General features: G+C 26.7%; 8 protein-coding genes. 6 read left to right on the forward strand and 2 right to left on the reverse strand.

The window, feature by feature from the left end; translation table 11 throughout:
- Positions 1-307 precede the first annotated feature (307 nt).
- The 3 genes from PWP28_RS06015 to PWP28_RS06025 are packed head-to-tail and all read left to right on the forward strand — an operon-like array spanning position 308 to position 12,246.
- On the forward strand, positions 308-2,188 hold the full coding sequence (locus PWP28_RS06015) for a hypothetical protein (protein ID WP_308644417.1): 1,881 nt from the start codon (positions 308-310) through the stop codon (positions 2,186-2,188).
- Position 2,189: 1 nt separating this feature from the next.
- Positions 2,190-6,932, forward strand: coding sequence for a hypothetical protein (locus tag PWP28_RS06020; protein ID WP_308644418.1), 4,743 nt, complete (start codon positions 2,190-2,192; stop codon positions 6,930-6,932).
- A gap of 10 nt (positions 6,933-6,942) precedes the next feature.
- Positions 6,943-12,246 carry a hypothetical protein gene (locus PWP28_RS06025; RefSeq protein ID WP_308644419.1) on the forward strand — a complete coding sequence of 1,768 codons (5,304 nt, stop codon included), beginning with the start codon at positions 6,943-6,945 and terminating at the stop codon, positions 12,244-12,246.
- A 70-nt stretch (positions 12,247-12,316) separates the two neighbouring features.
- Here the strand turns inward: PWP28_RS06025 and ackA are convergent, their stop codons facing one another.
- Positions 12,317-13,534: an acetate kinase gene (gene ackA / locus PWP28_RS06030; protein ID WP_109606329.1), complete on the reverse strand. Its 1,218-nt coding sequence runs from the start codon at positions 13,532-13,534 to the stop codon at positions 12,317-12,319.
- Between the two features lie 170 nt (positions 13,535-13,704).
- On the reverse strand, positions 13,705-14,973 hold the full coding sequence (gene glyA / locus PWP28_RS06035) for a serine hydroxymethyltransferase (protein ID WP_305081429.1): 1,269 nt from the start codon (positions 14,971-14,973) through the stop codon (positions 13,705-13,707).
- 242 nt (positions 14,974-15,215) lie between these two features.
- Between glyA and PWP28_RS06040 the strand changes: the two genes are divergently transcribed.
- From PWP28_RS06040 to PWP28_RS06050, 3 genes are read left to right on the forward strand one after another with little or no spacing between them, the layout of a single operon-like run.
- Positions 15,216-16,451, forward strand: coding sequence for a PLP-dependent aminotransferase family protein (locus PWP28_RS06040; protein ID WP_109606333.1), 1,236 nt, complete (start codon positions 15,216-15,218; stop codon positions 16,449-16,451).
- 14 nt (positions 16,452-16,465) lie between these two features.
- Positions 16,466-17,533: a butyrate kinase gene (buk, locus tag PWP28_RS06045; protein WP_308644420.1), complete on the forward strand. Its 1,068-nt coding sequence runs from the start codon at positions 16,466-16,468 to the stop codon at positions 17,531-17,533.
- 2 nt (positions 17,534-17,535) lie between these two features.
- Positions 17,536-18,438, forward strand: a complete 903-nt coding sequence (locus PWP28_RS06050; protein WP_308644421.1) for a bifunctional enoyl-CoA hydratase/phosphate acetyltransferase — start codon at positions 17,536-17,538, stop codon at positions 18,436-18,438.
- Positions 18,439-18,444 lie beyond the last annotated feature (6 nt).

Here is an 18,444-nt window from a genome sequence, read left to right on the forward strand (position 1 = left end):
TTTATTCCTTTTTTTACTTGTTTTTATTTTTGTTGCTTTTCATTTACTTGTTTTTTATTTCATATCCCTTTTTTATTGCTCTATTTTTCAAGTCACTATGTTTGAAACAATAATCTTTTTATTTAAAGTTTCACATATCATATATATCTTACAATATAATTATAACATTTCTTGGTATAAAATATAAAAAAATTATATAACAGGAATTTGAACATGTCATATAGAAAAATTAATCGTATAAATTAAAAAAAATAAAAATTCAGACGATTAAATAATAGAAAAAAAATAAAAATTTGGAGGGGTAAAAATGAAAAAAATAAAAATCTTGATAGCTATATTAATATCATTAACCTTTATTTTAACTGCCTGTACGAATGGTGTTGGAAAGGAGAGCCTTTTTTTAACATTATCTATAAAACAACCCGATGCAACTAAATCTTTACAAACCAATCAAGAGTTAGAGTTTATACTTTCATTGAACCTTCCTCTTGCCAACAATGAATTGAGTAGTTTTAGTTTAGAAGTTGAAAAAGATAAAATTAAGGATATTATTACCCCAGACTCAACAGATGGTAAATTCGAAGTATTGAATAACAAATCTGTTAGTATAAAATATACTCCAATCGAGAATGGAAAGTATTATTTTGTTGGAAAGTATAGACTTGCAAATTCAGAAGAGATTATTTCAAAAGAAATAATAAAAGATATAGGGGCTTCCGATAATAACTACATAAAAGATATAAGGGTTTTAAATGGAACAGAAAAAAATATAGAAAATCTAGAGGGTAAAACATATGTTATAAAAAAGAGTCAAAAAAACTCTGCTTCTATAAAACTTGATATAGAGTTGAATGATCTCGGAAATCCTTCTTTAATAATATTTGATGAGGATGGAACTGAAGTAAAAAAAATAACTGATAAAGAAGATTTGTTTAATGCATTTCCAATTTCTGGTAAAGAAGATGATTTAAAAAAATTTATATTTGTACTTTATGATCCCAATAATCCAAATACAAACTTTGAAAATGAAAATTTAAAAAAAATGTTTTTGAATTTGATAGTGTCTGATGATAATTATAATCCAGAGATAACTTATATGGAAAATACAGGTTCTCTTGAAATTGTTTCTGGAAATGATATTAAAGTTGAAACTATTGCAGATACTTATAATTTAAACTTTAAAGTTAAAGATCTGAAAGACTTTGGAAATACTGGTGTTTATAAGATAAAAGCATCTATTGTTACAGATGCGAGTACAGAACAGATATTAGTTGATAAAGTATTTAACTATGGTGAACGTTATGAGGATACCATAAGTTTAAACCTGGATACAAATATTTCTGATCAAAATATAAAAATAATAGCTGAAGATTTCATAGGAAATACTACAATAGAAAATTATAAGATCAAAATAAGTAAAACCTCATATGAAGTGAAATTACAGCCTAAATATCTTGATGGAAGAGCTTTAGAAGTTCAATCTAATAGATATGTATATGAGGATGATGAATCCAATAATAAATTTATAAATCTCATAGCTGAGATGAGAACTAATAAAAATATTGAACAAGATTATACATACTCTTTTGAAATATTTGATGGAGTGGATGATAAATCTTTGATGAAAGAAGACTTATTATATCAAAATAGATACACTTTTCCAGCTGTTTCCTTGAAGGAAGGAGAAAATGTATTCAATTTAAAAGCAGAAATAAAAGATTCAGAAAATATTGTAAAAGCTACAGATAATGATACGATAAGGGTTTATCTTGAAGATAAAACACCTCCAAAGATAAAAAATGCAATAATAACTTTGAACAGTTCTGGAAAAAATTTTGAAATCAATCCACCTAATAGGGGAAATGTGGAATATGAGGCCAATACATCATGGAATTTTGATATAAATATAGAGGATACTTCTGAAATAATTTTAAATACAGATACAATTTTGGGTGAAATACTTTATGAAGGGCAAAGTGTTGTTAATGATCCTACTTTTAATTATGTTTTGAGTGAAAATACACTTAGAATATCTGCACCATCTGGATTTAATGATACCTTGAAAAAAGGTAGATATATAATAAAGATTTATAGAGATTCTTTTGGTGGAAATATTCAGATACAAGATGAAAATGGAAATTATTTAAAAGAAGGACAAGATTATATAATAGAATTTGAGGTGAGATGAGATGAAAAAAACTCTTCTATTCACCATACTTTTGTTGCTATTGATGAGTTTGAGCAGTTGTATGTTTCTCGAAGATAATATTAATCCTAAGTTCAACGAGGCACCAACTATAGAAGGTGAAAATAAGGGAATATATTCAAAGAAACTTGGTGACACCATAACTATAAATATAGATGTCGAAGATAATCAAGGAATTCAGGAGATATCTGTTTATAAAAGTGGTGATACTGTTCCTTTCACGAAATTAGTAGAAAAATCAAATAATAAAAAAATAAATGATCTATATTCCATAAATCTACCGCCATCTAAGGGCTTTTATAGTTTGAATATAAAAGTTATAGATACAAATGGAAATGCAGTGACAGCTCCAGTTAAAAGTGGAAAAGATATAGCAAAATTTATGACTGAGGATGATATAAGACCAACTCTTGAAGATTTTGAAGAAAATGTAGAACTGGGAGAAGATTTTTCTTTTAAATTTCAAGAGATAGGTGAAGGAATAGAGAGTATTAAAATATCGATAAACGGTGAATTACAAGAAGGAAATTATGTTATAGAATCTAAAAATTATTGGCAAGAAACTGGAACTTATTATATAAAGAATAAGTTTACTCCTGGAACATATGAATTTGTAATAAAAGTTAAAGATAAATTTGATAATGAAATATCTAAAGAAGATTTGAAAAAAAATATTACTGTTGAACAAAGAGGTGAAGGGTTAGATGATTTACATCTGAACTTATACTATCCAAATAATATAGTTCCAAATATTCCGTACACAATAACTATAGATGCATCCAGCAATAATTATATAGAAGATGTGCTTTTTGATGGCATATCTAAGTACGACAATCCAAAAAAAACAAAAGAGTTTAAGGATAATGTATACAGAAACGGAGTAGATAGAACATCTGGAATTATAGAGCATGAAATAAAATTAATTGGATATTCGAGTGAAAAAACTGAAAAGATAAAAATAAATATAAAACAGGATGAAAATCCTGATTTTGAATATTTTGATATATATAAAATAAATGGAGAACAATTGATACCCATTGAACAAGCGGATATATATCCAAATGATCAGGTGATGGTTAAGTTTAAAGTAGTCGATGATATAGCGCTTGATAAAGTTGTTTTGAATTATGGAAGAGATGGGATTAAATCTTTTAATAATTTTAAAAATTATAAAGATTCCAATGAATATAATGAATACTATGAAGGCGAAGAAATAATAACTGTTGATTCTAATAATTTTAATATATCTTTATATGTTAAAGATAAAAAAGGTAATTATATAGATTATAAATCAAATTCTTTATTAAAAAAGACTATAATGCTTAAAGATACGAGTACACCTGTCATAAGCTCTATTTCTTTAATACATAATAATAGGGAGATAAACGGTGTAAAAACTTTTAAAGTTGTTCAAAATGCTGATATATTTTTTAATATCAAGATAGAAAGAAAACAAACAAAAATAAAAAATGTTGAAATAAGAGTAAATGGAAAAACATTGGCTGCAAAATCGAGTGCAAATCCTTTTATTTTTAAGACTGATACAGGGTATCCTATACCTTCTTATGATATGTCGAATAATAGAATTAATTTTGATATTTTTGTTGAAGATGAAGAAGGAAATACAGAGCTTAAAACAGGATATGAAATAATAATATTTGAAAATGAAAGTGATATATATATACCTAATATAAAGACAAATATAATAGATAAAATAATAATACCTGAGAATATACCTGAATTTACGGGAGTTTTTTCTGATGAAGGATTGTTGAAATTAATTTCGATACAGATCTTTAAACTTAGTGAGGGAACTATACAAGAAATAAAGAATGAGGATGGAACTTTAGATAGTTCAACATTTGTTCAAAGTGGTTCAAATGATTCTCCGCTCAATTTAAAGAATGCAACTCTATCATTATTGAATTGGACTCCAAAAGAAGATGGGTATTATAGAATAAGATTCAAAGCCATAAATACATTAAACTATTCCAATACCCTTGATATAGATGTTGAAGTTAGAAATATATCTATAAAATTAATTCAACCACCTAATGAAAATACTTATTTTTATGGTGGTGAGATATCTATGGAAATAAGTACATTATCAGATTCTGAAAATAATTTAAAAATTTATTATGATTCTAATAATGATGGAACTTATTCTGTTGATGAAAAAACATTTGAAAAATCTTATGCCAAAGAAAATATAAGTCCAGATGGAATAATAAAGGATAGTATTAAAATAAATAATTATGATATATTTCCCAATATCGGAAGATATAAAATTGAAGTTCAAAGAGAATTTAATGGAAAGATTACAAATGATTATATACTTTTCCAACTCGAAGATGGTAATAAGTTTGAAATTTATTCTGAAAAAGGTTTAATAATAATGAGCGATACATCTATAAATGAACTTGTGGATAATGGCTTTTATTCTGATAGATATTATATACCTGTGAAAACAGAAGAAGGAAAAAATATATCAGATTTAAATTTACAGTTGAAACTTCTGAATTATAGTGATATAAATAATGCGAAAATAAGAATAAATAATTCTAAAGATTATGAATTGGATTTAATATCCCAAGAAATAGATGATAAATCTAAGAAAAGATTGTATACTTTCAAAACAAAGATATTGGCAGAAGATGTAAATTTAAAAGGTAATACTATATCTGTATATATAAATGATGAATCAACTCCTTCAGATATGATAGATATAAACCTATTTACAATAGGGTTAAATAATCCAGATATAAATTATTTCAAATTAAATATAGAAAATTCGAATAATAATCAAAGTTATTCTTTGGACAAAGATAATTATGAATCTTCGGATCCAAATATAGAAATTATAAAAGATGAAGATTATAGCTTTAGTTTTTCTCAGGGAAGTTTCTTAGATCCTTTGGGAGTTTCTGAGATTGAAATGTATATCATAAATACATTGAATGGAAGTACCGAAACTATATTTAAAAGAGCATTTGATCAAGTAAGTGTTGATAATTGGGGATATAATTTCAATTATAATTTTATGAATAATCAGGGGAATTATAAATTAGTTATAGAACTAAGAAATTCTAGCTATAAATACTTAGAAAATAATAATTTTCCGGATTATATGATGGGTTTAAAAGAATATACTTCAAAGAAGATAGTTAAAGATATAAGAATATTGGAAGTTCTTGATATACTTGGTAGTATAGTTTTTAATCAAGAAGATATAAACAATAAAGGCTATGGGGTTATAAGCTCTAAATTCCCTACTTTGAATATGATAATTCAAAATGTTGATTCTTTGAATAAATCTAAAGATAGTTTCAATGCTTATATAACTCAGAATGGTATTGATAATAAATTAAGTATCACAGAAGTTAATTTTGCACAAAAAAATGAAATAAATAGAAACTTCTATTTGAATGTTGAAATGCCAGATTCTGTATACGATGGTGAAGCCAAACTTTCCATAGAATTCGAAAATGTTCAAGGGAAAGATTTTAAAGCTGAGACACAGATAATAATAGATAGAGAATCAAGCTATGCTTTACCTGAATTAGAATATGATACAGATAAAAATGAAATATACTTAGAGATAATTGAAAAATTTAAATATGATATAGAAAATATATACTTTGAAATTAGAGGAAAAGGTATAGTACAGAGTAATATACTTCAAAAAGAAAATATAAAATATTTTTATTCTTTAAATGATTTTTATCCGGGAATATACGAGATTAGACCCGTTATAGTAGATAAAAATAACAATATTTTCATAAGAAATAATTTTAAACAAATAGAGATTAGAGGTAATATGACAGTAATAAATAATATGAATAATTATGGTTTATATAGAGGAATTATGGCTTTAAATGATGGAGATACTTTCAAATTCTATAATTCAAACTCTTTTAAAAGTGTTTTAATCGAAATCGATGATCAAGAGATAACTCTTCCAGCAACATCGAATAAAGAATATGCATATGATATATTTTCTAAAACAAATCCAGATGAAATCAACTCATCCTTTATAAGTATTTCTACTACAAATGGATTGGATGAAAGGGATATAATCAATTTGGATCTTTTTAAGTATGATAGTACAAAAGAAGCGGATATAGATTCATACAATGAATTACAAATTTATTCGAATAAAAATACTGGCTTAAATCCTTTAAATATTAAATTGAAAAAAGATATAAAAGTGAGAGCAATTTCTATAGAGGATGATGGTAGTTTATTTGAAAATCTTTCGGATCATATATTTATGAGTAAAACAAGTTTTGATAATGAATTTAGATTAAACTTACCTGATTTGAGAAAGGATATATCAGAAGATAAAAATATAAATATAACTTTATATGATATCTCTGGAAGAACTAAAGAAATTACAAAAGCGATAAAAATAGATACTAAAAAACCAGAAATCAATAATGTGAATATAATCAATGCCACTCTAAAAGATGGAGTTTATGAGATATCTAAATCAGATATAAGTTCTTTAAAAATTGAGTACAGTGTTTTTGATGATAATATTAGTGGTGGTAAGGTTAGCATAATAGTTAATGATAAGATAATTGATGTTGATGTTTCAAGTACTGAATATGATTTCAGAGATTTTGATTTTATGCCAAAAAATGAATATGAAATATATGTTTATGCAGAAGATTCTGTTAAAAACTTTGTTATGAGTGAAAAAAAGACTTTAAAAATAATAGATTAGGAGGTGCTGTATGAAAAATAGATTATACTTTATTATTATGCTTTTAATTTCTATGTTTTTGTTGACGAGTTGTATGATGTTTCAAGATAATCAGCCTCCTGAATTCTATGAAAAACCATCTATTGAAAGATTTCAAAGTTCTAAAGGGGTTATAACAAAACTTTATAAGGCTAATGATGAAATAATAATCAATTTTAAGGTTAGAGATAATCAAGCTATAAATTATGTCCAAGTTTTTAAAAGTACAGATTTGACTAAACCTATAAGAACTTTGGTCAACAATTATGGGAGAAATGATTATAAAGCTGAAGGTATAAGATTGAATTTACCTTATGATGATAGTTCATACAGAATTTTTATAGTTGTGGCAGATACATCTGGAAATAAAACAAGTCAAATATTAGAGGGCATAAGTTTTAATGTATCTGATGATCAGAAACCAAAAATGATTTCAGATAAAGAAAAAAGTAAAAGTGATTTATACCAAAAAATAAATGATGAAAATCTTTATAAAATGAAATTTTATTTTGAAGAAGTTGGAAGTGGAATTAAAAATTTTATAATCAATGGTTTTACGATAAATTCTAAATATGATAAAGATCCGAATATTGTTTTAACTAGCAAAAATGGATATTATGTTGTAGAAGAAGATGATGGAATAACTCAAAGAGGGTATTTGGTATTTTTTGATAATTTGATTGTTGGAGATAATGATTTTAAAGTTTCGGTTTCAGATAATGTAAATAATAAATCTGAAAATAATCCATATTCAATAAAAATTGAATCACCAAATCCTGAATCTGAAATAACTCTAGATCTTGATTATAAAAGGTATTATGTGATAGATGATATAACTGGTAAAACTGATAATATAATATTAGGTATTAAAGCTGAAGATGAAATTTCACTTATAGAAAAAATCGAAATATTTATAAATGTAGATAAAATAAAAAAAATAGAAAAAAAAATAAAACTTCAAAGACCTTTAGAAAAATATTCTTATGAATTTAAAGAGATAGGACAAAAATCTTCTGAACAGACTATAAATGTAAGGGTTGTTGCTTATAATACAGTTGGAAATAAAATTGAAAAAAATATAGAAATAAAAGTTGGAAAGAAAAAAGATCCTGTTTTGAGTTTAACACCTAAAAGTATATATAAAAATGGAATTGAAGAAGAATGGAATAAATATACTGTAAATGACAATATATTTATAGAAGATGGAGATAAAGTATTATTTGATGTTTCAGCAGAGTCCTTTTTAGGTGCTGAAATAAAGAGCTTGGAATTATTTGCAAGAAAAGATTTCATAAATACAACTCTTTTTAAAAAAGAATTTTTGAGAACAGAAGAAATAGTGTCTTATAAGGAAATTGTAGAAACAGAATTTTTAGAAAAAGGAGTTTATGAAATATATTTGAAGGTTGAAACATTTGAAGATGGAATAAATAATACAGTTAAATTAAAACAAAATATAGTGTACAGTGATGAACTATACACAGCTTCAAATTTGAAATTAAATGTAAACTTTTTTTATAATTCTAAAGAAATTTCTCAAGATATATATTATAAAACAGTTTCAGCAAAAAAAACATTTAAAATATCTAAAAATACTAATTTAAGTGTTATTTCTGAAATTAATTCTAAATTTCAAAATATTCAGAATGTAACATATATAATAAATGGACAGGATTTTGAAGCTGATAGATATGATGCAAAGAAAAATATTTGGCAAACTAAAGAAAGATATAAGGCTTTAAATATAGGTGAGTACGAATTAAAAATTAAAATTACAGATACTTTTGATAAGGCCTATATATTGGAAGATATTTATTATATAAAAGTTGTTGAAACTGTTGAAGAAGCTTATGGATCAAGATTGAAATTATTTCCAGATAATTATGAACCTGGAATAGGAGATCCTATAAATATAAATTATGAAATAGATGACGATTTTGGTATAGATACTTTTAAAGTTGAGGTATTTGAAAGAATCACCCCTGATAGTTCTAAGTCTATAAGTAGTAATCCTTTTATAGATAAAAAACTTGATGAAAGCAAATTAGAAAAAAATAGTAAAGAGTGGATATCTTATAGAACTACTGATTATGTTTTTAAATTAAGTACTATTAATATACTTGGTATAAAAACAGAACTTGAAGCTGATAAGGTTTCTATAAAGAATTTACATCTTGAAGTTATTGAACCATCTATAGAAAATATAACTGTTAGAAGATCTCAAGACTTTATAAATTTTAAGGTTGATACTTCTGGTGGTGCGAGTTTAACTGTTTTTGCAAAAAAAATTAAAGATGGTTCTCAAGAACTCAAATTGAGAGATGAATTGAGAGAAAACAAAGATAATACATTTACAAGATATGAATTTCCTATATTTTTGAATGCAATAACAGAAGATAAAAAATTGATATTTGATGAGCCTGGAGATTATGAAATAATCTTTAGAAGTAAGTATGGTGATTATGATAAACAAGTTAAAAAAATTTTAACTATAAGAGATGATAGTGAAATCATATTTGAAAAACCATCATTAAAGGTCATTACTGATATAGCGACTCCAAGTGAATTAAAGTTTGAGACTTTTTTCAGAGAAGGTTATAGGGAAGATAAAGAATATGAAAATACAGAATATTTTATCCCTATAAATTATGATATATCCAATAAAACAAATATAGATATTAGTTTTAATCTAATAGACTATAATAAACCTGAAAAGGTTGATGTATATATAAATGATAAAATTGTTTCAGAAATAATAAATCCAGAAGATATAAATCCTTCAACAGAATATGAAGGTAAAAATGTTTTTTCATATAAGTCTAATATATCAAAAGAAGATTTTAATATAGGAACAAATAATGTAAAAATATATGTGAAGAAACCTATATATGATGAATCGAAAAATATATATGAATTTAATTTAAATACTCTTGATTTTAAGAAACCAGAATTAAATGATTATGAATTTGAAATATCTAATATAAGAATAAAAAAAGATGAAGTATCTCAAAAATATTTTACAATAGGTAATCATGATTTGAACTTCATAAATATAGATATGCAGGATAATCATTATATAGGAGGATTTGATATAGAACTCTATCAAAGAAACTCTGAGAATTCATATACTTTTAAAAAATCACTGTATAATGGAATGAAAGAAACTATAGAGAATAAATCTATAATAAATACTGAAAATATTAGATCTGTTTTTGGAAGTACTGGTTTAAATATATCTAATTTTGACTTTAAAGAAGGTATAGGACATTATAAACTCGATATAATATCTTATGATAAATCTTATATTTTAGGACTTAAAGCAAAGACTAATTCAATAGTTAGAGATTTTATAAACTTTTATAATAAAACAGAAGATCCTATATATATTTATTTAACTGAAAATGCCAAAGCTAAAAGATTGAGTATAAATAATGACACAAATATTATAAATGATAATGAATTTAAAGCTTCGCTCGAAATAGAGATGTCTGAAGGTTTGGATGTAACAAATATTATAAATAAAGATTCTATACAATTAAAACTTGAAGGTCCAAAAATAATACAACCAAGTATAGTTGTTGATTATTATGGAAATAATAAATACATAATAATAGCAAAAATAAATGATTCTATAATAGATGGGAATTATACAGCAAGACTTAATTTTAAAACTAAATACAGTGATAAATTAGAAGAAATTTCTCAGAAAATACTCATAGATGCAGATGGAACTAGAACTATTGGTAAGATTGAGAGAGTTTTTAAAAATGGTTATGGAAGAGCTTCATTTGATGTAAATATAAACACAAATAATTCTGAAAATCTTATTTGGGATGTTGATGATTATTATTTTGAGTATAATTTAAAGGGTTCATCTGATAAAAAGAAAGAAAGTGGATTTTTAATTCCATATGAGAATAAAGCTTCATTGGATTTAGATTATTTGAAAGATGGAGAGTATGAAATTAAATACTATTTGAAAGATAAAGCTGAAAATTTGATTCAAAGCCAGATTACTTCATTTATAATAGAAAAGAATTTGCCAGTATTAGAAGATTTAATAATAGATGAAAATGATAGAAATAGAAATGTGTTGGCTTATAACGATCTTAGCGATGATTTTAGTAATTCCATATTATCTATTTATGATGATAATAAGCTTTATAAAACAGTATTTTATTTATTAAATGAGAGTTATGTTTTTACAGATAGTAAAAAGTATCATAGTTTTAATTTAGGAAATATTTTATTAGAACTTAATGATACTACGAGTTATTCAGATGGAGATAAAGTTACTTTAAAAATAGATTCTACAGATATGAATTCTAATTTTATTTTAAAAGAAGTTGATATTTATAAAGATAATACTGCTCCAAATAATATATCTAAAAAGAATATTCCAGATATCATAACTAATACTGATAAAATAGTAGATTTATTCGTTGAAGATAATGTTGCCACTGAAAAAGTAGAAATAACCTTTATAGATAAAGAATTAAAAGAAAAGTATAAGGGATTTATGGAAAAACTTTCGAATGATTTTTCTATTCAAGATTGGACTTATACTTTGCCAGATCTTGGTATAGTAGAAGGAGAGTACACTTTGAAAGTAAAGGCAACGGATTTAGCCGGAAATATATCTCAATTAACTCTGCCCGATAAAGTCAAGATAGATAATAAAAAGCCAGTAGTTAAATTTGAAATAAAAGATTTGAACCCTATAGACAATAATAGATATTATCTTAATGATTCTACTAAAAAGATATTGAGTTGGGAAGTAGAGGATTTTACAATTGATGCAAATCAAGGAACTGTAGAGATTGGTTTTAATACTTCCAAAAAGAGTGTAGTTGGAGATGAAAAGAATATAGCTTTAAAATCATTAGATGATATAGGAATTAGTTCTGATGGTGTATATGATATATATTTGAAAGCAGTTGATGAAGCTGATTTACAGATTATAACTGGATCATATACAATAGTTTTAGATACTAATCCACCAATAATAAACTCCGTGATTTCTGATTCTACGCCATTGATTGAAAATAAAGAAGTAGCCCTTGGAGAAGATATAGTTGAAGTTAATGTTAATTTTTCGGAGAATAATTATAGTAGTGTTTTAATTACTTATAATGGAATTCAGAAGATTGGTACTGTTGATTATAATGAAACAGCTGGGACTGGAAATATCAGTATAAAAAATTTGGACCTTTTAAGTACATCAAAAGATTTAGTGATTAAGATAAAAGATAAATCAGGAAATGAAATCACAAAAACATATAAAATAAAGAAATAAAAAGATAAAAAATACTCGGTTTCTATATAATTTAGAAACCGAGTATTTTAAATTATAAAATTATTATTTTTTAATTCAATTCTTCTAATTTATTTTCAACTATTTCTTTTGTATCTCTTGCAATCATCAATTCTTCATTTGTAGGAACTACCACTACAGTTACTTTAGAATCTGGAGTAGAGATTATTTTTTCTTCTCCTTTGAAATCATTTATATTTTTATCTATTTTTACACCTAGATATCCAAGATATTGTTCACAAATTTCTTCTCTTAATATAGGAGAGTTCTCTCCAACTCCAGCTGTGAATACAAGAACATCAACACCATTCATCGCTGCAGCATATCCACCTATATATTTTGCTATACTATATTCATATATATCAAAAGCAAGTCTTGAAACTTTTTCACCTTCGATGGCATTGTCTTCTATATCCCTCATATCAGAAGAAAATCCTTTTGTAACTCCATACATACCTGATTTTTTATTTAGAATATTTATAACTTCTTTAGCTGTGATTCCTTCTTCTTGAGCTATAAAACCAACTATTGCTGGATCTATATCTCCAGATCTTGTTCCCATTACTAATCCTGCAAGAGGCGTAAAACCCATAGATGTATCTATTGATTTTCCTTCCTTTACTGCTGCAACAGATGCACCATTACCAATATGTGCAGTGATTATTTTTAAATCTTCTATATTTTTTCCAAGTATATCTGCAACTCTTTTTGATACATATCTATGAGAAGTTCCGTGAAAGCCGTATCTTCTAACTTTATATTTTTCATAGTATTCATATGGAAGTCCATATAGATATGATTTTTCTGGCATTGTTTGATGGAATGAAGTATCAAATACTGCAACTTGAGGTGCTTCTGGTAATAATTCCATAGCAGCCTTTATTCCCATAGCATTTGCTGGATTGTGCAAAGGTGCTAAGAAAGAAAGCATTTCTATATCAGATAATTTGTTTTTATCAATTCTTACAGATGTCTTGAATCTTTCGCCGCCATGCACTATTCTATGTCCACAAGCATCTATTTCATTTAGTGAATTAAGAACACCTTTATCTTTTGAAACTAAAATATCTAAAACCAATTTTAGTCCAATTTCATGATCTTTTATTTCTTTTTCAATAACATGTTTTTCTCCATTAACTTTATGAACTATTCTTGAACCATCTATTCCTATTCTTTCTACAAGTCCTTTAGCGAGTACGGATTCATCTTCCATATTTAATAATTGATATTTTATAGAAGAACTTCCAGAGTTAATAACAAGTACTTTCATCATCCAACCTCCTGTTTTCATTGTTTAATTGTTTTGTATATCTATTTTATTCTATATTATAATATCATATTGTGAGATATTTTTTCAATACAAAAATATGAAAGAAATGTGTCAAAAAAACAAAAAGGTTGCTTTATGATTATCATAAGCAACCTTTTTATATCTTTGTTTTATATAAGTTCTTTATAAAGAGGGTGTTTTTGGCATAATGATTTAACTTTTGAAGTAACTTCTTCAATTATAGAATCATCTATAGTTCCTTCTTCATCTTTTATATTTTTTGCAACTTTTGATATTAATTCTGCAATTATTATCATATCTTCTTCTTTCATACCCCTTGTAGTTAAAGCGGGTGTTCCAATTCTGATTCCGCTTGTGACAAAAGGTGATCTCTTTTCTTTTGGAACTGTATTTTTATTTACAGTTATGTGACATTTGCCTAGAGCTTCTTCAAGAGCTTTTCCTGTTATATTTATATTGTTTAAATCTATTAGTAATAGGTGTGAGTCTGTTCCTCCTGATACTATATCTAAACCTTGTTTTTGTAATTCTTCACCAAGTTTTTTAGCATTTTTTACTACTTGTTTTTGATAATCCTTAAAAGATTCACTCAATGCTTCTTTAAAAGCAACAGCTTTTGATGCTATGACATGTTCAAGAGGTCCGCCTTGTATTCCTGGGAATATGGATTTATTAACAGCTTTATATATATCAGAATCATTTGTTAATATAATTCCACCTCTTGGACCTCTCAAAGTTTTATGTGTTGTTGAAGTAACTACATGTGCATATTCAAGAGGATTTGGGTATATTTTAGCTGCAACAAGTCCGGCAAAATGAGCCATGTCTACCATCAAATAAGCATTTATTTCATCTGCTATTTCTCTGAATTTTTTAAAGTCTATTATTCTTGCATAAGCACTTCCGCCTGCAACTATTAATTTAGGTTTATGTTCAAGAGCAATTTTTCTGACATTATCATAATCTATTATTCCAGTTTCTTCATTTACTCCATATGAAACGACATTATAAAGTTTACCAGAGAAATTAACAGGAGAACCATGAGTTAAATGACCACCATGACTCAAAGCCATTCCCATTATAGTATCTCCAGGTTTTAATAATGCGAAGTATACTCCCATATTGGCTTGTGATCCAGAATGAGGTTGTACATTTGCGTATTTTGCATTGAATAACTCTTTTAATCTATTTCTTGCTATTGTTTCTATTTCATCAACAAATTCACAACCACCATAATATCTTTTTTTTGGATAGCCTTCTGCATATTTGTTGGTTAAGATACTTCCCATTGCTTCCATAACTGGTACTGAAGCAAAATTTTCAGAGGCTATAAGTTCTAATCCAAATTCTTGTCTTTTTAATTCTTTCATCATTATTTCATGAATATCGATATCAGAATTTTTTAGGTTTTCCCACATTCTCTTCCACCCCTTTATTATGATTTCTATTCTATTATAAACTATTTTATAAAAAAATGAAATCCATGATATAATATAATTATGAAATCTATTTCATGAAATTTTTTTCATATCGCCTATAATTCACTCTAATTCAAATTATTTGACTATATATAACTTATATGGGTTTTGTTTAAAAATGTTAAATTGAATATAATTGAAAGTGAAAATGGGATATAAAAAAATACAAGGGGGTAGTTTATATGAATTTTGAAAGTAAACTTTCTGAGGTTTCAAAAAGAATTAAGTCAAGTATTATAAGAGAATTATTAAAAGTAGCAAATAATCCAGGTATGATTTCTTTTGGTGGTGGAGTACCAGATCCTGATACTTTTCCAAGAAATAAACTTGCAGAAATATCTAAAGAAATTCTTGAAAATGAACATCGCTTTGTTTTACAGTATGGTACAACAGAAGGAGATGTAGAATTAAAAAAAGGATATATAAATTTATTGAAAAAATATGATGGTATTGACTGGGTTAAAGATGAAAATATGGTTATAACTGTTGGTTCTCAACAAGCACTTTATTTAGTAGGAATGACATTGCTCGATAAAAATTCTTATTGTGGAGTTAGTAGACCAATATATCTTGGTGCTGCAAGTGCATTTTCTCAAAGGGCTCCTAAATTTATAAATATACCATTGACTAAAGATGGTTTGGATTTGGAGTATTTAGAGAGAGAACTTGAAAAACTTTATGAAATTGGTGAAATAGATAAATTTAAATTTGTGTATGCAATATCAAATTTCCACAATCCTGGTGGAGTTACAATGAATCTTGAAAAGAGAAAAAAATTAGTTGAGTTAGCAGAAAAATATGATTTTCTAATAGTTGAAGATGATCCTTATGGAGCCTTGAGATTTGAAGGGAATAAAGTTCCAAGTATATATTCTCTTGCACCTAATAGAACTATATTGTTGAATACTTTTTCGAAAGTTTTAGCTCCTGGATTGAGACTTGGTGTCATCATAGGAGATGAATTCTTAATAAGAAAGATTACCATGACTAAACAGGCCGCAGATTTGTGTTCTCCTTCATTGACTCAAAGACTTGCTGCAAGATACATTCAAAGATATGATTTATACGATGAAATAGCTCCTACAATTAAGTTATATGGAGAGAAAAAAGATACTATGATGAAAGCTATAGAAGAAAATCTTGGAGATATAAAAGATATAGATTGGACAAGACCTGAAGGTGGACTTTTTACTTGGATAACTTTACCAAAAGGAATAGATACAATGGAAATGTTTGAGATGGCTAAAATGGAAAAAGTGTTGTATATTCCTGGAGAAGCATTTTATGTTGATGAACCTGATAGAAATACTATGAGAATATCTTTCTGTTTACCATCACATGAAGAAATACATGAGGGTATGAGAAGACTTAGAAGAGTAATAGATAAATATGCAAAAGAAAAAGGTATTGAGATATAAATAGGAGGGGAGTAATGTATAAAATACTTACGATAAATCCTGGATCAACATCTACTAAAGTAGCTGTTTTTGAAGATGAGAAGATGATATCTTCTGAAACTATAGAACATAAAAGTTCTGAACTAAAGAAACATGAAAATATAATGGATCAAATTGGTTTTAGAAAAGAAGCGATTCTAAAATTTTTGGATAAAAATGGACTTAAAATCAATGATATTCATTCAGTAGCTGCAAGAGGGGGGATTCTCCCCCCATTAAAGAGTGGAACTTATTTAGTAAATGAAGATATGGTTCATTATTTAAAATTTGAAACTAAGACAGAACATGCTTCAAATCTTGCGGCAGTTATAGGATATGAATTATCTGATAATAAAATACCTGTTTATGTAACAGATCCCGTGTCTGTAGATGAATTTTGTGAAGAAGCACGTGTTTCTGGAATTAAAGAACTTAAAAGAAAAAGTTTATTACATGCTTTGAATATGAAGATAGTTGCAAGAAAAGCTTCTGAAGAAATAGGAAAAGAATATAATTCTTGTAATTTTGTAATAGCACATCTCGGTGGTGGAATTTCAGTTGGAGCTCAAAAAGAAGGAAAAATGATAGATGTAAATAATGCAAATGATGAAGGTCCTTTTAGTCCTGAAAGAGCTGGAGAATTGCCGATGGGAGATTTGTTGAAAATAATATTCTCTGATTTATACAATCATAAAGAGTTAAAAAAGAGACTCATCGGTCATGGTGGATTGGTAGGATATCTTGGTACTAATGATTTAAGAGAAGCTTTTAAAATGGCCCAAAAAGATGAAAAAGCTGAACTTGTAATAGAAGCCATGGCATATCAAATTGCGAAAGAAATAGGTGCAATGACTGTTGTTTTAAATGGAGAGGTTGATGCGATAATAATAACTGGAGGTCTTGCAAATTCTGAACCTTTCATAAATTTAATAAAAGAAAGAGTTTCTAAATTAGGATTAATAATGGTTTATCCAGGATCTTTTGAAATGGAAGCACTTGCCTTAGGAGCTTTTAGGATACTTAATAATTCCGAAAGTCCTTTGAATTGGAGTAAGGAGGTTTGAATGTGAGTTTAACTAAATTATCAGATCTTATAGATATGAACAAAAGCATAACACCTAAAAAGAAAGTCGCTGTAGCAGTTGCCGAAGATGATGTTGTATTAGAAGCTTTGAACAAAGCTGTAGATCTTGGCATTTGTGAAGCTGTTTTATTTGGGAATGAAGATGAAATAAAGAAAATTTCTACAGGATTAAATATCGATTATAAAAAATTTGAGATAAGAGATTTTAAAAATAAAAATGATGCGATTAAAGCTACTATAAAATCAGTATCTGATGGAGAAACAGATCTGCCAATGAAAGGTAAGATAACCACTGGGGAACTTTTATCTGTTTTTTTAAAAGAGGAGTATGGTTTAAGAACTAAATCTACTATGAATCTTATAAGTGTTTTTGAAATTAATAAATATCATAAACCTTTGATAATGACAGATGGTGGAATGGTTATTGCTCCAGATTTAAATCAAAAGATTGATTCCATAAATAATGCGGTTAAAATTTCAAAAAAAATAGGTGTTAAATTACCAAAAGTTGCCATAGTGGCAGCACTTGAAAAAGTTAATCCTAAAATGCAACCCACTGTTGATGCAGCTATAATTTCACAGATGAATAGAAGAGGCCAAATAAAAGATTGTATTGTTGATGGACCTTTTGCAATGGATAATGCTGTTTCAAAAGAAGCGACTAAACATAAAGGTATTGAATCTGAAGTTGCTGGAGATGCAGATATAATAATAATGCCAGATATAGAAGCGGGTAATATCTTTTATAAATCTATGGTATTTTTATCAGATGCCAAGATTGCAAGTACTATACTTGGAGGTAAAAAACCAATAGTTTTAACTTCAAGAGCCGACTCTAATGAAGCAAAATTATATTCGATTGCATTATCGGTTTTAATGTCATAGGGGTGA

The organism is Oceanotoga sp. (assembly GCF_030445905.1).
Lineage (GTDB): Bacteria > Thermotogota > Thermotogae > Petrotogales > Petrotogaceae > Oceanotoga > Oceanotoga teriensis.